The organism is Streptomyces sp. 1331.2, assembly GCF_900199205.1.
GTDB lineage: Bacteria > Actinomycetota > Actinomycetes > Streptomycetales > Streptomycetaceae > Kitasatospora.
The window spans coordinates 1,430,658-1,451,979 of record NZ_OBMJ01000001.1 but is presented as its reverse complement, the minus strand read 5'-3'; the positions used below and the strand labels follow the sequence as shown (position 1 = coordinate 1,451,979).

At 74.6% G+C, this 21,322-nt stretch carries 17 protein-coding genes; 10 read left to right on the top strand and 7 right to left on the bottom strand.

All coding sequences use genetic code 11. The annotated features are described in order from the left end of the window. Positions 1-72: 72 nt before the first annotated feature. Both CRP52_RS41020 and CRP52_RS06175 read right to left on the bottom strand, forming a co-directional pair. On the bottom strand, positions 73-2,121 hold the full coding sequence (locus tag CRP52_RS41020; RefSeq protein ID WP_179852695.1) for a branched-chain amino acid ABC transporter permease: 2,049 nt from the start codon (positions 2,119-2,121) through the stop codon (positions 73-75). A 6-nt stretch (positions 2,122-2,127) separates the two neighbouring features. Beyond that, positions 2,128-2,799: a hypothetical protein gene (locus CRP52_RS06175; protein WP_306458842.1), complete on the bottom strand. Its 672-nt coding sequence runs from the start codon at positions 2,797-2,799 to the stop codon at positions 2,128-2,130. A gap of 105 nt (positions 2,800-2,904) precedes the next feature. On the opposite strand from CRP52_RS06175, the gene CRP52_RS06170 reads away from it, so the two are divergent. Next, positions 2,905-3,471, top strand: a complete 567-nt coding sequence (locus tag CRP52_RS06170; protein ID WP_097235465.1) for a hypothetical protein — start codon at positions 2,905-2,907, stop codon at positions 3,469-3,471. Positions 3,472-3,483: 12 nt separating this feature from the next. Further along, positions 3,484-4,938, top strand: a complete 1,455-nt coding sequence (locus CRP52_RS06165; RefSeq protein WP_097235464.1) for an ABC transporter substrate-binding protein — start codon at positions 3,484-3,486, stop codon at positions 4,936-4,938. Positions 4,939-4,957: 19 nt separating this feature from the next. Here the strand turns inward: CRP52_RS06165 and CRP52_RS06160 are convergent, their stop codons facing one another. The 4 genes from CRP52_RS06160 to CRP52_RS40375 form a co-directional block, all read right to left on the bottom strand. Next, positions 4,958-6,163: a PP2C family protein-serine/threonine phosphatase gene (locus CRP52_RS06160; protein ID WP_097239877.1), complete on the bottom strand. Its 1,206-nt coding sequence runs from the start codon at positions 6,161-6,163 to the stop codon at positions 4,958-4,960. A 225-nt stretch (positions 6,164-6,388) separates the two neighbouring features. Beyond that, the gene (locus CRP52_RS06155) at positions 6,389-6,811 is read right to left on the bottom strand and encodes a MarR family winged helix-turn-helix transcriptional regulator (protein ID WP_097235463.1); all 423 of its coding nucleotides are present in this window, start codon (positions 6,809-6,811) and stop codon (positions 6,389-6,391) included. 30 nt (positions 6,812-6,841) lie between these two features. Then, positions 6,842-8,134, bottom strand: a complete 1,293-nt coding sequence (locus CRP52_RS06150; RefSeq protein WP_097235462.1) for a M48 family metalloprotease — start codon at positions 8,132-8,134, stop codon at positions 6,842-6,844. 69 nt (positions 8,135-8,203) lie between these two features. Next, the gene (locus tag CRP52_RS40375; RefSeq protein ID WP_179852694.1) at positions 8,204-9,088 is read right to left on the bottom strand and encodes a universal stress protein; all 885 of its coding nucleotides are present in this window, start codon (positions 9,086-9,088) and stop codon (positions 8,204-8,206) included. Between the two features lie 251 nt (positions 9,089-9,339). Here CRP52_RS40375 and CRP52_RS06140 point away from each other — a divergent pair, with 251 nt between their 5' ends. From CRP52_RS06140 to CRP52_RS06105, 8 genes are all read left to right on the top strand, one after another. Continuing rightward, complete coding sequence (locus tag CRP52_RS06140; RefSeq protein WP_097235461.1) at positions 9,340-10,494, top strand: CapA family protein; 1,155 nt, start codon at positions 9,340-9,342, stop codon at positions 10,492-10,494. A gap of 183 nt (positions 10,495-10,677) precedes the next feature. Next, positions 10,678-14,244, top strand: a complete 3,567-nt coding sequence (locus tag CRP52_RS06135; protein WP_257032314.1) for an NB-ARC domain-containing protein — start codon at positions 10,678-10,680, stop codon at positions 14,242-14,244. A 180-nt stretch (positions 14,245-14,424) separates the two neighbouring features. Continuing rightward, complete coding sequence (locus CRP52_RS06130) at positions 14,425-15,207, top strand: 2,3-dihydro-2,3-dihydroxybenzoate dehydrogenase (protein WP_259470810.1); 783 nt, start codon at positions 14,425-14,427, stop codon at positions 15,205-15,207. A gap of 150 nt (positions 15,208-15,357) precedes the next feature. After that, positions 15,358-16,560 carry an isochorismate synthase DhbC gene (dhbC, locus tag CRP52_RS06125; RefSeq protein ID WP_097239875.1) on the top strand — a complete coding sequence of 401 codons (1,203 nt, stop codon included), beginning with the start codon at positions 15,358-15,360 and terminating at the stop codon, positions 16,558-16,560. 35 nt (positions 16,561-16,595) lie between these two features. Further along, complete coding sequence (locus CRP52_RS06120) at positions 16,596-18,293, top strand: (2,3-dihydroxybenzoyl)adenylate synthase (protein WP_097235459.1); 1,698 nt, start codon at positions 16,596-16,598, stop codon at positions 18,291-18,293. A 74-nt stretch (positions 18,294-18,367) separates the two neighbouring features. Further along, positions 18,368-19,072, top strand: a complete 705-nt coding sequence (locus CRP52_RS06115) for an isochorismatase family protein (RefSeq protein ID WP_097235458.1) — start codon at positions 18,368-18,370, stop codon at positions 19,070-19,072. Then, entirely contained in the window at positions 19,069-19,302 is a 234-nt protein-coding gene (locus CRP52_RS06110; RefSeq protein WP_097235457.1) for a phosphopantetheine-binding protein, read from the top strand. Before CRP52_RS06115 ends, CRP52_RS06110 begins: the two co-directional genes overlap by 4 nt. After that, positions 19,302-20,123 (top strand): AMP-binding protein, encoded by an 822-nt coding sequence (locus CRP52_RS06105; protein ID WP_097235456.1) that lies wholly within the window; start codon positions 19,302-19,304, stop codon positions 20,121-20,123. The genes CRP52_RS06110 and CRP52_RS06105 overlap by 1 nt, the downstream gene beginning before the upstream one ends. 6 nt (positions 20,124-20,129) lie before the next feature. Here CRP52_RS06105 and CRP52_RS06100 read toward each other — a convergent pair whose 3' ends face one another. Further along, on the bottom strand, positions 20,130-21,320 hold the full coding sequence (locus CRP52_RS06100) for an amidohydrolase (RefSeq protein WP_097235455.1): 1,191 nt from the start codon (positions 21,318-21,320) through the stop codon (positions 20,130-20,132). Positions 21,321-21,322 lie beyond the last annotated feature (2 nt).

Here is a 21,322-nt window from a genome sequence, read left to right as displayed (position 1 = left end):
TCCTGATGGTCCGCGTGTAGTTGGGCTCGCTGCGCTGCGGTGGGATCCACTCGGATGGGTCATGAGCGGTGCTCATGGTTGCGCCTGCCGGGACGTGATGGTCTCGCGGACGCGGCGGCCTGTCGGAGTGAGGTGGGCAGGGGGTAGGGCGGCGGGTGGGTGGCGTTGGGGGAGGCGGAGGGCGGCGAAGCCGCCGGGGAGGCGGCCGATGGCGGCGGCGAGGACGCCGACGGCGACGGCGGAGACGCCGGCGACGCTGCCGGCGTCGAGGCCGATGAGGAGGGCGGCGGCCAGGACGGCGGCGAGGGCGTTGTCGGCTCCGGCGACGACGACGGCCGCGAACCAGAGCAAGCCGCGTACCGGGTCGAAGGCGGCAGGGTCGAAGGCGCGTCCGGCGAGGCCCATCAGGCCGCCGCCGAGTGCGGCGAGGGCCGCGCCCGTGACGAAGGCGAGGAGTTTCAGGCCGGGGACGTCCACGCCGGCCGCGACCGCGCCGGGTTCGTGGTCCCGCATGGCGGTCAGTGCCCGGCCGAGGCGGCCCCGGTGCAGGCGCCGGACGGCGAGCAGGCCGACGCCGAGGAGGAGGAGTTCGGCGAGGTAGAAGGCGCGGTCGCCGGCCAGGAACGACGGACGGTCGAGGACGAGCCCGGTGGTGGCGTACGGCTGCTGGAAGACGAAGCGGCTCATCGCCGTTCCGACCGCGAAGGTGACCAGGGCGAGGGCGAGCCCGCGTCGGCGGATCGCGGGCCAACCGGTGAGCAGTCCGAGCGGGGCGGTGACGAGGACGGCGATCAGCAGCGCGGGTACGGCGGGCAGTGGCGGGATGCCGGGGATGCGGCCGGACATCAGGAGCGCGGTCCCGAGTGCGCCGAGTCCCGCGTACCCGGCCTGGCCGAGCGAGATCTGCCCGCCGTAGCCGGTGACCACGACGATGGACAGCAGCACGAGCGCGAGCGCCGGGACGAGCAGGGCACTGCGCAGGTCGTTGCCCTGGAAGCCGAGCGGCAGCAGGAGCAGTACCAGGCAGACGGCCCCCGCCAGGCGTCCGCGCCCGGCTCCCGTACCCTGCCCGGCTCTCGTACCGTGCCCGGCTCCCGTACCGTGCCCGCCACGGTTGCCGACCCGGCCCGTGCGGACGGGCAGCGGGGCGGTCTCGTCCCGCTCGCCGGTGATGCGCGGCCCGGCGAGGAGCGCGGTGGCGAGCAGGGCGACCACGAACAGGTTGGACTGCACGGCCTCGACCAGTGGCAGCAGTTGCCCGGACGGGCGCAGCCGGGTGAGCTCCGCCTGGGCGATGCCGAGGCCGAGCCCGGTGGCGATGGCAACCGGGATGCTGCGCAGCCGGGCGGCGACCGCGACGGCCATCGTCTCCATCACCAGGAGCGGAAGTCCGTACGGGTCGAGCAGCAGGTACGGGGCGAGGGCGATGCCGACGAGTCCGGCGGTGAAAGTGCCGAAAGCCCAGCCGATGGCGGAGACCCGGTCGGCGTCGACGCCGGCGAGGACAGCGAGGCGGCGGTCGTCGACGACGGCCCGCAGCCGGAGGCCGAAGCGGGTCCACCGGGTGACGACGAGGACGGTGACGCCGAGGACGAGGATCGCGGCGAGCTGGGCGACGGTGTCGGGGCGCAGGCTGTGTCCGCCGGGCAGCCGGATCGGGGCGCCGCCGAGCGGGGAGGGGGCGCCGGCCAGTGGCGCCGCGCCCCAGAGCAGGACGACGACGCCGATGAGCAGGACGAACACGCCGAGCCCGGCGACCGTGGTCTCGGCCGGTCCGGCGCCGCGCCGCTGCAGTGGCCGGTAGACGAGGACGTCGAGCAGTGCGCCGAGGGCGGGGGCGACGACGAGCAGGCAGCAGGCGACGGCGGGCCAGACCGGCCAGTGCCGCACCACGACGAGGTCGCGCAGCAGGTAGGCGACGGCCATGGCCTGGGCGCCTTGGGCGATGTTGAGCACCCCGGTGGCGCGGTGGCAGACGACCAGGCCGATGCCGCTGAGCGCGGCGGCGCTGCCGACGGTGAGTCCGGCGAGGGCGAGGTCGACGGTGAGGCCGAGCGAGCCGGGGGCGCCGGGGGAGCCCGAGGAGCCGAGGGAGGCTGCGGTGAGGAGGAGGGAGTTCATGGCTGCTCAGCCGCTCGGCGGGGCGGGTTCGCCCGGACGGGTGGCGGGGTCGGGACCGGCGTCGGCGGCGTCGGCGGCGTCGGCGGCGGGTGGGGAGCAGAGCGGGCAGGGCGTCAGGCCCCGGGTGCGGACGGCGTCCGAGTTGACCGGTTCGGCCCGAGCCTTGCCGATGACCAGCGGGCAGTCCGGTCGGTGGTAGCGGAGGCCCCCGGGGACGGCCAGCCACAGTCTGGCGCCCAGACCGGGCGGGCCGGGTGAATCGGGAGGATCAGGCCCGAGGCCGGCGCCGGTGTCCGGCCCAGGGCCCGGGTCCGTATCCGGTTCGACCAGCAGGTCGTACAGGCGCTCCACCCGGCGGTCGGTCAGGTCCTCGTGCTCCGGCGGAGAGGGCGGTCGCAGGGCGAACAGGACGGTTCCGGACACGATCAGCGCCGCGCCCGGGATGGTGGACGACGCCAGGTACGGGATCTGCTGCTCGACGAAGCGCTCTCCGGAGACCCCGTACCAGCCGAGCACGCACAGCACGGCCCCGGCCGCCAGGAGGAGCCAGCCCGCCCACTCCCGCGCACCCCGAAACGGGCCGCCCCGGGCGAACCGGCCCCGGAACGCGCCGCCCCGGAAGGAGGAACCCTTCGGGGCGTTACGGGTGATTTCTCCGCCGGATTGCGATTCGTCCATGGATCCGCCTTCATGGTGTCACTTGTGACGTTTCCAGGATCAGCCTGGAACAGCATCCGGGACACCGAGCGACCGGCCCGGGCGGCGCAGTCGAGAGGGAACACCATGCACGTGACGCGAAGCGGCACCCGCACGGGCGGCGGCCGGGCCCTGCGGACGGCGAGTGCGCTGCTCGTCCTGACGCTGGCGGGCACGGTGGCCGCGTGCAGCAGCAGCAAGTCCGGCTCCTCGGCCTCCTCCCCGGCGAGCGCGAGCGCCAGCGCCACCCCGAGCGCCGGCGCCACCCCGACCGGCACCGCCCCCGCCGACCCGGCCGCCGCGAAGGCGGAGATCACCACCAACTGGGAGAAGTTCTTCGACCCCAACACCCCCATCCCGGACAAGGCGAAGCTGCTCCAGGGCGGCGACATGCTGCTCCCGGTGCTGCAGGGCTTCTCGCAGGACCCGCGGGTCGGCCAGGTGCAGGCGAAGGTGAGTGACGTCGCGTTCACCGACGCCTCCGACGCGGCCGTCACCTACTCGCTCTCCCTCCAGGGCACCGTGGTCGAGCCGAGCGCGTCCGGCCAGGCCGTCCTGGAGAACGGCACCTGGAAGGTGTCCCGTTCGACCCTGTGCGGCCTGCTGACCCAGGCCGGCGGCGCCAGCGGCACCCCGATCCCCGGCTGCAGCTGACCGGTGCGGCCGATGGCCCCACCGCGGCACCGGGCCGCCGACGCGTTCGCGCGCCGGCGGCCCGGTCGCGTCCCGGCGGCGGCCCTGGCCCTGCTGCTGACCTCCCTGCCGGTCCTCGCGGCGCTCTCGCTCTCCGGCTGCGGCACTCGCCTGCCCGGGGCCGCCTTCTCCGCCCGCTCGTCCCCGCCCGCCGCCCCGACCGGCAGTGCCGGCCCCGGTGCCACCGGCAGCGGGACCACCAACCCCGCCTCCGACACCGGCGTCACCGCCACCGAGATCCGGATCGGCGTCGTCACCTCCCTCACCAGCCCGGTCGGCAGCGAGGTGTTCAGCGGCCCGCGGTACGGGGCCCAGGCGTTCTTCCAGGCCCTCAACGACCGCGGCGGCCTGCACGGTCGCACCGTCCGCCTGGTGACCTGCGACGACGGCGGCAGCGGTGTCGGCAACCAGGACTGCGTGCACCGCCTGGTCGACCAGGCGCACGTCTTCGCCTTCGTCAGCGGCAGCGTCCTGGACTACGCGGGCGCCTCGTACGTGAGCGGCAAGGCGGTGCCGGACATCGGCGGCCAGCCGATCGGCACGGCGTACGACCGGTGGCCGCACCTGTACGGGATCTACGGCAGCGCTGCGCCGCGCGACGGGCGGGCGGTCGGCTGGAACGGGACGCTCTACCAGAGCACCGAGGTGTTCCGTTTCTTCAAGCAGCACCTGGGCGCGGGCAGCGCCGCCGTGGTGGCGTACAACCAGGCCGACTCGGCCCGCTACGCCGGTCAGCTGAAGGCCGGACTGGAGGCCGAGGGCTACCGGGTGCTGCTCCAGACGGTGGACTTCGCGCTGCCGAACTTCCAGGCCGTGGCCGCGGCCGTGCACGCCGACGGCTCGCAGCTGCTGTTCGACGCCATGGACACCCGGGGCAACGCGGCGCTGTGCCGGGCGCTGGACGAGGCCGGGGTGACGGTGGCGGCGAAGGTCACCAACGTGCAGAACTGGTCGGAGTCGGTGCGCACCGACTACGCCTCCTCGCCGAACTGCCGCAACGCGCTCTGGGCGACCTCGTCGAGCCTGAACTACGAGGACCAGCAGTACCCGGCGGTGCGCGACTTCCGGACCGCGATGGCCCGCTACTACCCGGACCGGGCCGGGCAGTTGTCCGCCTGGGAGCTGGAGGGCTGGGCGGGGGCGCAGTGGCTGGCGGACGCGCTGGACTCCTGCGGCGCCGCGCCGACCCGGTCCTGCGTCGAGGCCTTCATGAACCGTGCCGAGCCCTACGACGCGCACGGGCTGATCCTGCCCGCCTCCTTCGTCCCGCAGCCGCCGCCCGCCGGCCCGACCCGCGCCTGCCTGAACGCCGCCCGCTGGCAGGACTCGGCCCCGGGTGCCCAGGGCGGGCAGGGTGGCTGGGTCACGCAGGTGCCCTCGATGGCGGCGAACTGCTTCGACGTGCCGCAGCTGCCGTACAAGCCGTAGGGCGCCGGCGAGCACCGGTTCAGGAACGGGGGCTCCCGGACGGTCCGTCGTCCGGGAGCCGTTCGACCACGACCATGGCCGCGTCGTCGTCCAGCCGGCCGCCGACGTGGGCGAGCAGGTCGCGGCGGAGACGGTGGAGCAGGGCGGTGGGGCGGTCGGCGCGCCAGGCGGTGACGCGTTCGATGAGCGGGTAGAAGCGCCGCTGGGCGTCCCGGGCCTCGATCACGCCGTCGGTGTAGATGAGCAGCCGGTCGCCGGGGCGGAACGGGAAGGTCTCCACCTCGTACCGCACCGGGGCGAGCTCGCCGAGCCCCAGCGGTGGGGCGGGCCGGTGGGCGGCGAGGGTGCTGACGCCCTCGGGGCGCAGCAGCAGCGGGGGCGGGTGGCCGCAGTCGATCAGGCGGACCGGCGAGCCGTCGTCGGGGATGTCGAGCAGGACGGCGGTGATGAAGGACTCGCCGGCCTCACCGCTCTCGTCGGGGAAGTCTCCGGCGGGTGGGCGGGGCCGGGCACGCCGCGGCTGCCCGGCCGGCCGGGAAAGCCTTGCCTGCCGGGCCTCTCGTGCCTGTCGGGCCTCTCGTGCCTGCCGTGCCTGCCGGGACTGTTCGGCGAGCTGGGCGAGGTCCCAGCTGACGCTGCCGTCCAGGTAGGCGGCCAGGTCGGGCAGCTCGGCGTGCAGGTGGGCGGCGGCGCGGAAGGCGCCGAGCAGCAGGGCGGCGTCTCCGAGCGAGGACAGGCCCTTGCCGCGCACGTCGCCGACCAGCAGCCGGGTACCGGTGGCGGTGCGGGCGGCCGCGTACAGGTCGCCGCCGACCTGCGCCTCGGCCTCGGCGGCCAGGTAGACGGAGGCCAGGTGCAGCGGCCCGATCAGCTCCGGCAGCGGGCGCAGCAGGACCCGCTGGGCGGCCTCGGACACCGACCGGACCCGGGCCAGTTCGCGTTCGTGCCGCTGGCGCAGCACCCGCAGGCCGACGATCAGTGCGGAGACGGCGAGCTGCGCGCCGAGCTGGGTCTGGTGGTTGGCGGTGGTGAGGCCGTCCCGGGTGAGGCCGATGACGGTCAGCGCGGCGAGCGCGAGCAGGGCGACCCCGGCGGTGGCCCGCGGGCCGGCGAAGGAGGCGGTCAGGGCGGGGGCGACGATCAGCAGCGGACCGAGGTGGATGTCCGGCGGGGACAGGATGTCGACGACGGTGATCGCCGCGATCAGCGCGAGCGTGAGCACCATCAGCACCCGGCGGTCGGGACGCCGGGCGCGGCGGGGGCCGGGGGAGTGCGGCGCGTGTTGCGGGCGCGGCGCACGGGGACGCTGCCGGAGGGGCACCTCTCCTCTGTACACCGTGGGGGCGCCGGGGCGCACCCCGAGGACTCGGCGGGCGGCCCCGGTTCGGTGTTCCGCCCGTTCGGCGCTTCTCCCGTTCGGCCGTCCTCGCCGGTTCGGCCGTCTCGCGGTTCAGCCTTCTTCGCCGTAGCGGGCCAGGTAGGCGGCGAAGCGGGCGACGTCCTCGTCGGACCAGTCGGTGAAGCGCTCGGTGAAGGCCAGCCGGCGCTGCTCGTTGGCGTCCCGCAGCAGGGCCAGTCCGGCCTCGGTGGCGCGCAGGATCTGGCCGCGCTGGTCGTCCGGGTCGGCCTCGCGGGCCAGCAGGCCGAGCTTTTCCAGGGCGGTGACCTGGCGGCTGACGGTGGACTTGTCGAGCATGAAGTGCGCGGCCACGTCGGCGGCCCGGCAGCCGCCGCGCTCGGTGAGCAGGTCGAGGATGCTGTAGGTGACCAGGGACAGGTCGGGGTGCAGCTGGGAGGCCTTGTGCCGGGCTCGGCGGGCGAAGGCGGTCAGTTCGCGCTGGATGGTGTCGATGGACGACTGGCGGCCGGGCACGGCGTTCCTATCTCTCCGAGATTTGTTGCACTATACAACGGATTTGCCGGGGCGGGTCGCGCGGCGCTCCGGCGCCGGTCCGGCCCCCGGAGCCTGCGCGGACCGGGCGGCCTGCCAGGCGCGGGCGGCGGCGATCCGGCGGGTCGCACTCGGGTGAGTGGCGAACAGTAGCTCAAGCACCCTCGGCGGGTCGACATCGGAGACGTTCGCCAGTGCCAGTCTGCGCTGCATCGCCACGAACTGCTCGACGTCCCCGGTCAGTTCGAGTGCGTGCCGGTCCGCCCTGGCCTCGATCCGGCGGCTCACCGCGCACTGCGCCGGCCCCGACAGCGCGCCCAGCAGCGCGCCGAGCGCCGCCAGCAGCGGCAGCGCCCGGGGATCCGCCGCGTCCGTCGCCCCGGCGGCGTCCAGCAGCGGCCGCCAGGCGGCCAGCAGCCCGAGCACGGCCACCGCCACGGCCGCCCCGACCGCGCCCAGCGCGGTGCCGACCGGCACGTCCCGGTGCTTGACGTGGCCCAGCTCGTGCGCGACCACCAGCTCCACCTCGCGCGGCTCGGCGGTGGTCAGCAGCGTGTCGTACGCGACGATCCGGCGCGTCGCGCCCAGCCCGGAGACGTACGCGTTGAGCGCGGTGGTGCGGCGCGAGGCGTCCGCCACCAGGACCTCCCGCACCCGGACGCCGTCCCGCTCGGCCAGCGCCAGCAGCGCGCTGCGCAGCTCGCCCGGCGGCATCGGGGCGAAGCGGTTGAACACCGGCTCGACCAGCAGGGGGTAGAGGAAGGAGAGGGCGGCCGTCAGCAGAGCCGCCGCACCCGACGCCGGCAGCCACCAGCGCTGCGGCGACCAGGCGGTCAGCGCGAACAGCCCAAGGACGAGCGGCAGCACCAGGCCCAGGGTCAGCACGAGGCCGCGCAGCGCGTCCAGCGCCCAGCCGGCCCACCCCTGGGTCACCAGCCCGTACCGGGCTCGGACGGCCCGCACCCGGGCGCCGAACGGCAACTGCAGCGCCTGCCCGAGAACCAGCAGGGCCGCCGCGCCGGCCAGGACGGTGGCGGTCCGGGAGCCGCCGAACCAGCGGCCGGTGGCGGTGACCAGCGCGGCGCCGACGGGGGTGAAACCGAGCAGTACGGTCAGCGCCAGGCCCGCCAGCCGGGCGCCCAGCACCCACGGCAGCTGCTCCCGGCGCAGCGCCCGGCCCCGGGCGCGCTCGGCGGCGGTGAAACCGGGGGCGGCGTCCGGGGTCGGGGCGGCATCCGAGTCAGGCCCGACGTCGGGGACGGGGCCGGGGTCCTGGGCGGGCTGGGGGCCGGGGGTGGTGTCCATGGGCGGGATGCGGCTCCTCCGGTCGGGACGGCGTCGCGGTTCAGCATGGCGTACCCGGCCGGGCGCTGCTCACTCGTCCGTACGGTCGGTGGCGTCGTGCATGCCGGCGCGCAGCAGCTGGTGGCCGAGGTCCACCAGGGCGCGGCCGACCGCGAACTCGTCGCCGACCTGCGGGGCCGGGGTGTCGCGGGGGTTGCGGCGGGAGCGGGCGTCGCTGTGCAGCACGGTGCCGTCGGCGTCCAGGACGGCGTGCACCCGGGTGGTGTCCCGGTCCTCGACCACGTGCAGGCTGAGCTGCCAGTCCTTGGTGCGGACCACCGGTTCGGCCGCGCCGGCTGCCCCGGCCGCCTTCGCAGCCTCGTCCGCCGCAGCCGTGGCCGGCGAAGCCGTGGGCCGGTGCGGTGCGGTGGCCGTCCCGTCGGAGCGGACGATCACCACCGGGCAACTCCCGTGCACCGCGCAGCGGGCGCTGACCGAGCCCAGCAGCGTCCGGGCGAAGGTGCCCCGGCCGCGGCTGCCCAGCACCAGCAGGTCCGCGTCCTCGGCGGCCTCCAGCAGCACGTCGGCGGCGTGGCCGAGCACCAGGCTCTCCCGGACCTCCACCGGGCGCTCCGGGCCCAGGACCTCGTTGATCTCGGCGCTCAGCGTGCGGCGGGCGGTCTGCTCGAAGCCGTCGTCCACCATCGGCGCGAACCAGCCGTACAGCGACGGGTACTCCCAGGCCGCCACCGCGTGCACCGCCGCCCCGGTCAGGACGGCCTGTCCGACCGCCCAGCGCAGGGCGGCCTTCGAGGGCGCGGAGCCGTCGATGCCGACCACGATCCGGCGCTCCGGGCCGGGGGAGCGCCGGGCGCCCTCCGGGCTGCCGGCCGGTTCGGCGGTCGGAATGCCACCCGGGGCGTCTGCCGACCCGCTGGCCGCGTTCGACCCGCTGCCCGCATTGCTGCTGCCCATCACGTCACACCTCCGGACCCCGGCACGGGACGGGTTCCCCACGGGTTCCCCGTACCACCACGCTGCGCGCGCTCCCGGCCGCCGCGCCAGGGACACGGCGGCCGGGTCGGGCGGGGAGATTGGGACGGGTGGGCCAGGGGAGGGGCCGCCGGTGCCGTTCCGTGTCCGGAATGTTGCGGGTCCGGGCCCGAAGTGTGGTGATCCGGTGGCGTAGGCTGACCGTTCTTGCACTGTCCTCGGGGGAACCACTCATGCGCCGTGCCGCGGCCACCGTCGCCCTGCTCGTCGGACTGACCGCCGTCACCGCCTGCGGCCCCGACGACCCCGATCCGGCCCCGGCCGGCGCCGCGCCCGCCCCGATCCCGGCGCCGACCTCCGCCGCCGCCACCCCGGGCACCCCCTCCACCGGCACGGCCCCGAGCAAGAAGGCCGCTCCCCGGCCCGACGGCACCGTCACCGTCGCCTTCGCCGGTGACGTCCACTTCGAGGGCCGCACCGAGGCCCGGCTGGCCGTCCAGTCGCCCGAGCCGGCCCTCGGCCCGATCTCCGCCACCCTCGCCGACGCCGACCTCTCCGTCCTCAACCTGGAGACCGCGATCACCGGGCGCGGCGCCCCCGAGCCCAAGCTGTACACCTTCCGCACCGCGCCCAAGGCGCTCTCGGTGCTCAAGGAGTCGGGCGTCGACGTCGTCTCGATGGCCAACAACCACGCGGTCGACTTCGGCGCCGACGGCCTCACCGACACCCTCGCCGCCAAGGACTCCTCGCCGATCCCGGTCGTCGGCGTCGGGCGCAACGCCAAGGAGGCGTACGCCCCGTACGTCACCACCGTGCGCGGGGTGAAGGTCGCCGTGGTCGCCGCCAGCCAGGTCGAGGACCTCACCAACCAGAAGTGGCGGGCGGGCGCGAACAAGCCGGGCATCGCCTCGGCGCTGGACGTCCCGGCGCTGGTCAAGGCGGTGGAGACGGCGAAGCAGCAGGCCCCGGTCGTCCTCGTCTACCTGCACTGGGGCGAGGAGGGCAAGGCCTGCCCGACCGCCGCACAGACCACCATCGCCAAGAAGCTCGCCACCGCCGGCGCGACCGCCGTGGTCGGCACGCACGCGCACACCATGGTCGGCTCGGGCATGCTCGGCAACACCTACGTCGGCTACGGCTTCGGCAACTTCCTCTGGTACGGCACCTCCGACTACCCGAACTCCAACGACACCGGCGTCACCACCCTCACCCTCACCGCCGACGGCAAGGTCACCGGCGAGGCCTTCGCCCCGGCCGCCATCGACGACAAGGGCATCCCGGAGCCCGTCACCGGCGCCACCGCCGAGGCCGCCCTCAAGCGCCGCGACGGCCTGCGCGGCTGCGCAGGCCTCTCCCCGGCACCGAAGGCCCCCGCCGCCACGCCGTGACCCTGCCGTCCCGTGACCCAGCCTCACGGTTGGGCAGTTGGGCGCTCGGCCGGGCGGACAGCCGGCGGCCTCGACCGACGCTGTCCCCGCTGCGGCTCGGGGCGACTGTCGGTGAGACCTGCCATGCTGTGCGTGACCTGAAGGGGGCGGTGGTACATGGGCGGGACCGATACAGCGCGCGGCATGGGGTTCCAGACGGCGTGCGCCCTGTTGCAGTTGATCCGCGTTCCGGAGCAGTACCCGGAGGCCGACACCTTCCGGGTGGAAGGGGCGGACGAGGCGATCGACTTCGAGGTCCGTGACGCCGAGGGCCGGCCGCTGTTGCTCGCCCAGGCCAAGACGCGGGTCGAGCCGGGCACGTGGTCGGGCGGGGAACTGCTCAGGCTCGCCCGCCGGTGGGGAGCGGCGGACCCCGACGGGTCGGCGGTGCTGCGGTTCCTCTCGGACGCGCCGGTGCACTCCTCCGGGAAGGCCCTGCGGGAGGTCGCGGAACGGGCCCGCGCCGTACCGGATCCGGCGCGGTGGCTGGCGGAGTGCCGGGGTCTGGTGCCGTCCTCGGTCACCCTCGTGCCCGAGGACCACGCGCTGCTCCGACGGCTGGAGATCCTGACCCGGACCGGCCCGTGGGAGCAGATCCTCGACCAGGCGCGGCTGGAACTGCTGCGGCTGTCCGCCGTCCCGCTGGCGGCGGCCGAGGTCGACAGCACCGTCGAGGCTCTGTTCGTGAAGCTGTTCCAGTACTCCGGGGACCACCGCCTCGACCGGCGCACGATCCGGCTGGACGAGCTTCCCTGGCTCGTCCGGGGGCGCCGGGCCGCGCCCCGAGCCGGGGCCGGCGGGCCGGCGGCTGGGGGACGCGCGCTGTTCCGTGACGTCCCCTCGGCCGCGGGCGTGCGCGGCCGTGAACGGGAACTCGCCGCGTTGGAAGGGAAGTTCGGGTCGTCCGGGTCGTCCGGGGTGTCCGGGGAACTCGGGCCGTTCGGGCAGGACCCCGACGACGGAGCGGTTCGGGTCGTGATGTCCGGGCTCGGCGGCATCGGCAAGTCGAGCATCGCGCGGCTGTACGCCCACCGCTCCCGGGGCGCCTACGAGTTCGTCTGGTGGATCCCCTCCGACACCCGGGAGGACGTCCTCGCCGCCTACCGCCGCCTGCTCGCCGAGGACGAGCAGGAGACCGGCTCGGCCGACGAGACGGAGATCGTCGCCCGGATCGGCCTACGACTGGCGCACCTGCGCTCCAGGGTCCTGCTCGTCTACGACAACGTCGCCGGTCGGGAGCAGTTGAACGGCCTGCTGCCGGACTGCGACGGCGCGCACGTGCTGATCACCACCCGGGACTCGGCCTGGGCGGCCGCCGAGGGCGGGCTGGTGGTGGAGCGGATGACCGCCGCCGAGGCCGCGGCCTGGGCCGGGGAGCGGCTGCAGGCGGCGACCGGAACCGAGGTCGCCGCGCTGGTCGACGCGGTGGAGGGCATCCCGCTCGCGATCGCCCAGGCCACCGGCTACATCGCGGCGACCCAGTGCCCGGTCGACGTCTACCTCGCGGAACTCGCCCGGTTCAGGGCCCGGTTGCTCGACGAACCGGGTTTCGTCCCGCTGGACTACCGCCACGGTGTGACGCTGACGGCGGCCGTCGCCCTGAGCGTACGGAAGGTGCTCGCCCAGGCACTGAGTTCGCCCGAGGCGTCGGGGCGCCACCTCGCGGGCGAGGTGCTGGCCCGCTGTGCACTGCTCGCTCCGGACTTCATCCCGCTCCACCTCGCGACCCTGGACCTGCCGGGCGGATCGGCCGTCTACGGCGCGGTGGCCGAGCTGCGCAGGTTCTCGCTGGTGGACCCTCGGGACGGCGTGCTGGCGATCCACCGCATCGTCCAGGAGATCGTCCGGGCCCTGCTGGACGGCGAGGCGGTGGACATGATGCTGCACCGGTTCCAGCGGAAGCTGGTGACGGGGCTGCGGGACTGCCAGAAGCACGAGTCGTGGTCCGAGGCCGCCAAGCTGATCGAGCACGCCGTCCACGTGGCGCGCCAGGTGCGGAGCAGCGGCTTCGCGGACAGCGACACCGTCGCGGTGCTCAGCAATGTCGCAGGGGCGATCATGAACGTGCACGGCGACCTGGTGCGCAGCGAGGGGCTGCAGCGCGAGGCGCTGGAGGTGATCGAGCAGGCGGACGAGGGCGTGGTGGACGACCCCGTCTACCGGCGGGCCGCGACGACCGCCGCCCTGGCCCAGTGCTTCCTGAACCAGACCCGGTTCGAGGAGGCCGCCGACGCGGCGCGGACCGGCTGGCAGTTGCTGGAGGGCGTGGGCACGCTCGATGCGGACGGCGTGGAGCACCTGCTGCTGGCGTACGCGGCCGACATGCGCGCAGCCGTGGCGCTGGACCGCTTCTCCGGCGTCGCCCTGGCCAACGTTCGGATCGAGGACGCGCTGAGGCGGCTGGACGTGTCGGCGGAGGCGGTCCTGCGGGTCCGGTTGGAACAGGCGCAGGTGCTGATCTGGATCCAGAACTGGGAGGACGCGGCCCTGGTCATCGAGCGGGCCAAGGAGGACGCTCCGCGGGAGGCTGTGGCGAGCGTGCAGTTGCAGTTCCTGGAGGCCATCGTCCGTGCATCCACGGGCCGGCTGGAGGAAGCGCTCGCCGTGACCGCCAGGATCCCGGAGCCGGCCGAACGGGTGGCGGTCACCGTCCTGCGCCACCACACCGACCAGATGGTCGAGTCGGCCCACGCCCTGATGGTCGGGAGTCAGGCCAGGCACGACGCGGGGCAGCCGGTCGAGGCGTGGATCCTGCAGGCGGCGGAGTCGGTGATCGACCGGGCCGAGGCCCTGCTGAAGGCGCACACCGACGCCGGGCCCGATGCACTGGCGCCCATCGTCCACCGGCGAGCGATCCTCGCCCTGACCCGGCACCTGGTGGGGCACGCGGAGGGCCCGGCGGAGTGCGGGGTCCTGATGCGGGAGAGCCTGGAGCTGTTCGAGGCCGCCGGCCAGGGAAATGTGCCGCTGGCGCTCACCGCACGCCGCTACCTGGAGATCGAGGCGCAGGGCTTCGTGGACGATCCCGGCGAGGACGGCGCTTGCGGCGGGCCGCGGCTCGTCCCGCCGCCCCCGTCGGGCGTCGGCGGGCCGCACCGGATGTCCGACTTCGCGTGGCGCGACGCCGTGGCGCTCGCCCGGGTGGCGCCGGAGGACGCACACCGGCTCTACGGCCTGCTCGGGGCCACCGCCTACCACCTGGGCGGGCAGGAGGCACCCTCGTCCCTCTTCCTCGCCTCGGCGTTCGCTGCGGCGCTGCGCTCCCTGGGGGAGAAGAGCCGGCTGGTGCCCGTGACGGTGCGCGTGCTGCGGGCCGACGGCGAGGCGCTGGACCTGCCCGAGTGGCAGCTGCCGCCGGTGGCCACCGGGGACGGAGAGCTAGTCGGCCAGGTGGCCGTCTGGTGCGAGGGGTTCGGGCGGTTGGTGGATCCGGGGCTGTTGCTCGGTCAGAGCTGGTTCGGCCCGGGTGCGGTGGAGCGAGCGGTCTTCGAGGCGCCCGCCGTGTTTCCTGCTCCCGCACTGGATTCGCTGCTCGGCTTCAGCCCGGCGTCACGCCGTGAGGGACATCTGCTGGCGTACGAGCTCCATCTGGGGTGGGACGCGTTGCTCGCCGCCGCGACCGAACGCCTCGACCAGGCAGCGGTCGACGCGTTCGCACAGGTGCTGGTCGCTTCGGCGGAGTTGCTTGCCGATGGCGGCTCGTCCAGCTGAGGTGCGTCCGCCGGTCTGAAGCACCGAAGTGAGGACGAGTCCGCGGCCGCCCATCCCGTTCACGGGGTGGGCGGCTGTTGCGTTTTCGGGGGCGAGTCGGCTTCGCACGAGCTCTCGGCGTGGACGAACAATTGTGTTAGGTTAGGCTAGCCTAATCTTGCTGGTCGGAGAGGATGTCCTGTGCAGCAGCAGTCCGAATTCGCCGGTGCCGTCGCGATGGTGACCGGTGCCGGGCAGGGCATCGGTGCCGCCGTGGTCCGGGCGCTGGTGGCGGAGGGGGCCGTCGTCGCGGCGGTGGACCGCAAGGCCGAGGCGCTGGAGGCGCTGGCGGCGGAGGTGCCGGGCGTCAAGCCGTACGTGCTGGATGTCGCCGATGCGCAAGCAGTCGACACGACAGTCGAGTTGATCGAACGCCAACTCGGCCACATCGCCACGCTCGTGAACGTCGCAGGAATCCTGCGCACGGCCCCGGTCGTCGAACTCACCGACGGAGACTGGGCGGACACCTTCGCCGTCAACACCACCGGCGTCTTCCACACCGGCCGCGCCGTCGGACGGCGGATGGCGGACCGGGGGCGCGGGGCCATCGTCACCGTTGGCTCCAATGCGGCCGGGGTGCCGCGGGCCGGGATGGCCGCCTATGCGGCGTCCAAGGCGGCGGCCACCATGTTCACCCGCTGTCTGGGCCTGGAACTCGCCCGGTCCGGCGTGCGGTGCAACGTGGTGTCGCCCGGGTCGACCGACACCGAGATGCAGCGAGCGCTGTGGGGCGAGGACGCCGAGGCGTCCGAACGGAGGGTGATCGAGGGCGACTTGGCGGCCTGGCGGGTCGGCATCCCGCTCGGGCGGATCGCCGCCCCCGCCGACATCGCGGATGCGGTGGTGTTCCTGGCCTCCGACCGGGCGCGGCACATCACCATGCACGACCTGTACGTCGACGGCGGCGCGACCTTGCGTGCCTGAGCCGTCCCCCTACGTCGGCTTCCTGAGCCGTCCTCCTACGTCGGCTTCCTGCGTCGGCCTGCTGTCCGCGACGCCTGCATCCCGCGCCTCCGTCAGCTCCCCGGCTCCCCCGTAGACCCGTCCCAGACTGGAGAATCCACCGTGACCACGGTGCACCATGCCCCGGCGGCCCTCGCCGCCGACGGACCCGACCAAGCCGTCATCGGCGCGGCCAGCGGACTGCTCGGCCAGTACCGGTCCGCCCCCGGCGAGGCCTTCCTCGCCTCGCCGACCCGGACCCTGCTCACCTCCGGCGTGCACGCCCGGGTGCCGCAGGACGCGCGGCCGCTGCCCGTGCGGGTCGCCGAGACGCTGGCTGCGGCGGGCCGCTCCGGGATCGAACGGCCGCTGGTGGTGGGAGCGGTGGCCTTCGACCGGGAGAGCCGGGTCGAACTCGCCGTGCCCGAGCGGGTGCGTTCCGCCGGGGCGCTGCGCGACGATCCGTTGATCGCGCTGCCCGCGCCGTCGGCCGAGCAGGTCGACTGGCGGATCCGCCCGGTGCCGGAGCCGCAGGTCTACGGTGCGGGCGTCGCAGCGGCCGTGGAGCGGCTGCGCGGCGGGGAGTTGAGCAAGGTGGTACTAGCCCGGACGCTGGAGCTGAGCGCCGCCGAACCGTTCGACCTGCCGGCCATCCTGCAGCGGCTGGCCCGCCGGGATCCGGGCGGCTACACCTTCGCCGTTCCGGCCGGCGGCGGCCGGACGCTGGTCGGCGCCAGCCCCGAACTCCTGGTCTCCCGGCGGGGGACGGCCGTGTTGGCCAACCCGCTGGCCGGCTCGGTGCCGCGCAGCGCGGACCTCGGCGAGGACGTCCGGCGGGCCGCCGCGCTGCTGGAGTCCCCCAAGGACCTGCACGAGCACGCCGTCGTGGTGGACGCGATCCGCGAGGCGCTGGCCCCGTACTGCCGCACCCTGGAGGTGCCCGAACGGCCCACCCTGGTACGGACGGCCGCGATGTGGCACCTGGCCACCACGGTCAGCGGCGAACTGGCCGATCCGTCGCTCTCCGCCCTGGAACTGGCCTGCGCGCTGCACCCGACCCCGGCGGTCTGCGGCACGCCGACCGACGTCGCGCGCGAGGTGATCGGCGAGGTCGAGCCCTTCGACCGCGGCCTGTACACCGGCATGGTCGGCTGGGGCGACGCGGCCGGCGACGGCGAGTGGGTGGTCACCATCCGCTGCGCGGAGGCGGACGAGCGGACCCTGCGGGTGTACGCCGGCGCGGGGGTGGTGGACCGTTCCGACCCGGCGGCCGAACTCGCCGAGACCAGCGCCAAGTTCCGCACCTTCCTGGACGCCGCGGGGGTGTCCAGGTGACGACGGCGACCAAGGCGACGATGACGAAGGCGACGATGACGGAGGCGACGGTGACGGACGGATTCACCCCGTACCCCGCCGAATTCGCCGAGCGCTACCGGGCCGCCGGGTACTGGCGCGGCGAGACCTTCGGGCGGATGCTGCGCGAGCGCGCCGCCGCGCACGGCGAGCGGATCGCCGTCGTCGACCCGGGCGGCCACTCGGTGGCGGCGGGGGAGCGGCGCTGGACGTACGCCGAACTCGACCGCAGGGCCGACCGGATGGCTGCCGGGCTGCGTGCCCGGGGGATCCGCGCCGGAGACCGTGTCGTGGTCCAACTGCCCAACGCCGCCGAGTTCTTCGAGGTGGTCTTCGCGCTGTTCCGGATCGGCGCGCTGCCGGTCTTCGCGCTGCCCGCGCACCGGTACACCGAGATCGGGTACTTCTGCTCCTTCACGGGCGCGGCGGCGTACGTCGTGCCGGCCGTCGAAGGCGGCTTCGACTACCGCGAACTCGCTGCCCGGGTGCGGGCGGAGAGCCCCGGTCTGCGACTGGTCCTGGTGGCCGGGGAGGACCCGGGGGAACACGTACGGCTGGCGGACGTGCCCTGCGACGGGCCGGGGCCGGAGGCTCAAACCGATCCGGAGCCGGAGGCTGAGACCGATCCGGAGCCGGGGGACGTCGCGTTCCTGCAGCTGTCCGGCGGCAGCACCGGTGTGCCGAAGCTGATCCCGCGCACCCACGACGACTACATCTACTCGCTGCGCGGATCCGTCGAGCTGTGCGGGTTGGACGCGGACAGCGTGTACCTGTGCGTGCTGCCCGTAGCCCACAACTTCCCGCTCAGCTCCCCGGGTTCACTCGGCACCCTGTACGCCGGTGGCCGGGTGGTGCTCTGCCCGCAGCCCAGCCCGGAGACGGCCTTCCCGCTGATCGAGCGCGAGGGCGTGACCATCACCGGCCTGGTGCCGCCGCTGGCGCTGCTCTGGCTGGACGCCGCCGAGCGCGGGGTCCGGGGGTACGAGAGCCTGGAGGTGCTGCTGGTCGGTGGCGCCAAGTTCAGTACGGAGGCGGCCCGCAGGGTGCGTCCGGTGCTGGGCTGCACCCTGCAGCAGGTGTTCGGGATGGCCGAGGGGCTGGTCAACTACACCCGGCTGGACGACCCGGAGGAGCTGATCACCACCACCCAGGGCCGGCCGATCTCCCCGGACGACGAGGTCCGGGTGGTCGACGACCAGGACCGGGACCTGCCCGACGGCGCGACCGGCCACCTGCTGACCCGCGGCCCGTACACCATCCGCGGCTACTGGAACGCACCCGAGCACAACGCGAACTCCTTCACCGCGGACGGCTTCTACCGCACCGGGGATCTCGTCCGGCGCACCCCGACCGGCCACCTGGTGGTCGAGGGCCGGGCCAAGGACCAGATCAACCGGGGCGGCGAGAAGGTCGCCGCCGAGGAGATCGAGAACCACCTGCTCGCGCACCCCGCGGTGCACGACGCGGCGGTGGTGTCGATGCCCGACCCGTACCTCGGCGAACGCACCTGCGCGTACGTCGTGCTCCGCCCCGAGCACCGCGAACAGCCGCCGAAGAGCGTCGAGTTGAAGCGCTTCGTGCGCGGACGCGGGCTGGCCGACTACAAGGTGCCGGACCGGGTCGAGTTCGTCGACGCCTTCCCGGCCACCGGCATCGGGAAGGTCAGCAAGAAGGACCTGCGCGCGGCCGTCGCGGCCTCGCTGAACGTCGGTTGATTCCCGGCTGGTTGTCATCCAGCAGCCGTCCAGTCGCTGTCCAGTTGCCGTCTAGTCACTAAGGAACGACCACCGTGGGCCTGCCCCGCATCCCCTCCTACCCCATGCCCGCCGTCGACGAGCTGCCCGCCAACCGGGTCGCCTGGACGGTGGATCCGGCACGCGCCGTCCTGCTCGTGCACGACCTGCAGAACCACTTCCTGGACGCCTTCGACACCGAGGCCGCTCCGGTTCCCGAACTCCTCGGCAACGTCGCGGCGTTGACGAAGTCCGCCGGTGCCCACGGCATCCCGGTCGTCTACTCGGCGCAGCCGGGCGGCCAGAGCCCGGCCGAGCGCGGACTGCAGCAGGACTTCTGGGGGCCGGGCATCCCGGACGACCCCCATGCCACCGCGATCGCCGACGCCGTCGCCCCGGCGCCGGGCGACACCGTGCTCACCAAGTGGAAGTACAGCGCCTTCGTGCGCACCGAGTTGGAGCAGCTGCTGCGCGAGCAGGGCCGGGACCAGCTGGTGATCACCGGCGTGTACGCCCACATCGGGGTGCAGGCCACCGCCTGCGACGCCTGGATGCGGGACGTCCAGGCCTTCGTGGTGGCCGACGCGGTCGCCGACTTCGGCCCGGCGGAGCACCGGAGCGCACTGGCCTGGGTGGCCGGGCGCTGCGGGGTGGTCGGGATGACGGAGGCCGTGCTCGGGATGCTCGACGGGGCCGGCAGGGCAGACGGGGCCGACCGGGCCGACCGGGCCGACAATGCGGACGAGGTGGACGGGAAGTGACGGGCGTGGGCTTCACGGTGGAGCGGATCCGGGCCGAGGTCGCCGACCTGCTCGGCGAGGACCCGGCGGACATCCCGCTGGACGAGAACCTGGTCGACTGGGGGCTGGACTCCATCCGGCTGATGTCGCTCGCCGAGCGGTGGCGGGCGGAGGGCGCCGAGGTGGCGTTCGTGCAGCTCGCGGAGCGCCCGGCGATCGAGGCCTGGGCCGAGTTGTTGGGTGCGGCCTGATGGAGGCGGTCGTACGGGAGGCCGTGCGGGGCTCGGCGTGGGACTCGGCGTGGGACGCGGTGCGGGCGGAGGCGCTGAACGCGGGGCCTGCGCTGCCCCGCCGCTGCGTGACGTATCCGGCGACGACCGTGGTGGGGCCGGTCGAGGCGCAGGCGGCGCGGACGCCGGACGCGCCGGCAGTGGTGCTCGCGGGCGGGGAGACCGTCAGCTACCGGGAACTCAACGCCTCGGCCAACCGGCTGGCGCGTGCGCTGGCCGCCCGTGGGGCCCGCCCCGGCGCGGTGGTGGGCCTCGCGGCCGCCGGTCGTCCGGCCGGGCTGCTGACGGCGCTGCTGGCGGTGGTGAAGTCGGGCGCGGCGTACCTGCCGTTGGACCCGGCGGACACCCCCGGGCGACGGGAGCGGCTGCTCGCGGAGAACGCGCCGGTGTGCGTGCTGGGCGAGGGGGTGGCGGGGGCGCTCTCCGGGCTGGAGACGGGCGGCGAACTGCCCACCGACCCGCCACGGGCGCTCACCCCGCAGCACCTGCTGAGCGTCGGGTACGGCCCGGGCGGGCGCCCGACGGCCGTCCGGCTCACCCATGCCGAGGCGGACCGCCGGGTGCGCGAACTCCAGGCGGCCCACCCGTTGGGTCCGGGCGACCGGGTCCTGCAACTGGGGCTGCCGCTCTGGGAGTTCCTCTGGCCGTTGCGGACGGGCGCCGCGGTGGTGCTCGCCGACCCGCAGCGGGAGGGGGAGGCCGGTGCGCTGGTGCGGGAGCTGGGCGTGACGGCGGTGCGGGTGGCGCCGGCGGACGGTCTGCCTGGGACGACCTTCAGCTGACGGATGTCAGCTGTTACCCGCCGCCAGGTCCGCCGCCGTCCACGCCATCGCCACCGCGCCGTCCAGCACCGCCCGTTCCGCCTCCGGGCCCAGCGCCGCCTCGGCGAAGGCCGCCTCGTGCGGGGCGCAGGCGCCGCCGGTGATGTCCAGGACCGGATGGATCGAGGGCACCGCGTGCGACACGTTCCCCATGTCCGTACAGGCGAACGGCCCGCTCTCCACTGGTTCCGGCCGGCCGAGCGCCGCCGCGTTGGCCCGCCACAGGGCCAGCAGTGCGGGGTCGGAGCGCATGTCCAGGTAGTCCGGCTCGGGCCGGGACAGCTCGACCTCGCACCCGGTGGCGAGCGCCCCGGCGCGGAAGCAGTCCTCGACCCGTGCGCGCAGTTCCGAGAGGTCCTCGGCCGCCGAGGCCCGGATCTCGTACTCGGCGCTCGCGCTGTCCGGGATCAGGTTCGGCGCCGTCCCGGCCCCGGTCGTGATGCCGTGCACCCGCCACTGCGGCGGGAGTTGCTGGCGCAGCAGGCCGATTGCGACCTGGGCGACGGTGAGCGCGTCGGCGGCGTTGCGGCCGTCGTGCGGATTGAGGCTCGGGTGGGCGGCGCGCCCGGTGTAGCGGACGGACAGCGTGCCCAGCGCGAAGGAGCGGAAGTCGGCGACCTCGACCGGGCAGGGGTGGACCATCATTGCCGCGGCCGCCCCGTCGAAGGCCCCCGCCTCCAGCAGCAGCGCCTTGCCCGCCCCGCGTTCCTCGGCCGGTGCGCCGATCACCCTTACGGTGAGCCCGAGTCGGTCGGCGTACGGGGCGAGCCCGACTGCTGCGCCGAGCCCGGCGGCGGCGATCAGGTTGTGCCCGCAGGCGTGTCCGAGGCCGGGCAGGGCGTCGTACTCGCAGACGAGTGCGACGGTAGTCGGCCCGCTGCCGAGGGTCGCGCTGAACGCGGTGGCCAGGCCGTGGGCGGGTGCGGTGACGGAGTAGCCGTGGTCGAGCAGCAGTTCTGCGCACCAGGCGGCCGCGCGGTGCTCCTCGAAGGCGGTCTCGGGGTGGGCGTGGATGCGGCGGCTGAGCGCGAGCAGCTCCGCCCGGTGGGCGTGCACGCGGTCGTGGACGGCCTGCTTGGTCGCGGACGGGGCATCGGCGGACGGGACATTGGTCGGGGTCAGGGTCGGGGTCGAGGTCGAGGTCGCGGACAGGGGCATGG

Bases quoted from the DNA above. Each gene is read 5' to 3' on its own strand.
- CRP52_RS06170 (WP_097235465.1), top strand. From the start codon at position 2,905: ATGCACGTGACGCGAAGCGGCACCCGCACGGGCGGCGGCCGGGCCCTG.
- CRP52_RS06105 (WP_097235456.1), top strand. From the start codon at position 19,302: ATGGAGGCGGTCGTACGGGAGGCCGTGCGGGGCTCGGCGTGGGACTCG.
- CRP52_RS06150 (WP_097235462.1), bottom strand. From the start codon at position 8,134: ATGGACACCACCCCCGGCCCCCAGCCCGCCCAGGACCCCGGCCCCGTC.
- CRP52_RS41020 (WP_179852695.1), bottom strand. From the start codon at position 2,121: ATGAACTCCCTCCTCCTCACCGCAGCCTCCCTCGGCTCCTCGGGCTCC.
- CRP52_RS06160 (WP_097239877.1), bottom strand. From the start codon at position 6,163: ATGGTGCTCACGCTCGCGCTGATCGCGGCGATCACCGTCGTCGACATC.
- CRP52_RS06140 (WP_097235461.1), top strand. From the start codon at position 9,340: ATGCGCCGTGCCGCGGCCACCGTCGCCCTGCTCGTCGGACTGACCGCC.
- CRP52_RS06120 (WP_097235459.1), top strand. From the start codon at position 16,596: ATGACGGAGGCGACGGTGACGGACGGATTCACCCCGTACCCCGCCGAA.
- CRP52_RS06135 (WP_257032314.1), top strand. From the start codon at position 10,678: ATGGGGTTCCAGACGGCGTGCGCCCTGTTGCAGTTGATCCGCGTTCCG.
- CRP52_RS40375 (WP_179852694.1), bottom strand. From the start codon at position 9,088: ATGGGCAGCAGCAATGCGGGCAGCGGGTCGAACGCGGCCAGCGGGTCG.
- CRP52_RS06175 (WP_306458842.1), bottom strand. From the start codon at position 2,799: ATGGACGAATCGCAATCCGGCGGAGAAATCACCCGTAACGCCCCGAAG.
- CRP52_RS06165 (WP_097235464.1), top strand. From the start codon at position 3,484: ATGGCCCCACCGCGGCACCGGGCCGCCGACGCGTTCGCGCGCCGGCGG.
- CRP52_RS06100 (WP_097235455.1), bottom strand. From the start codon at position 21,320: ATGCCCCTGTCCGCGACCTCGACCTCGACCCCGACCCTGACCCCGACC.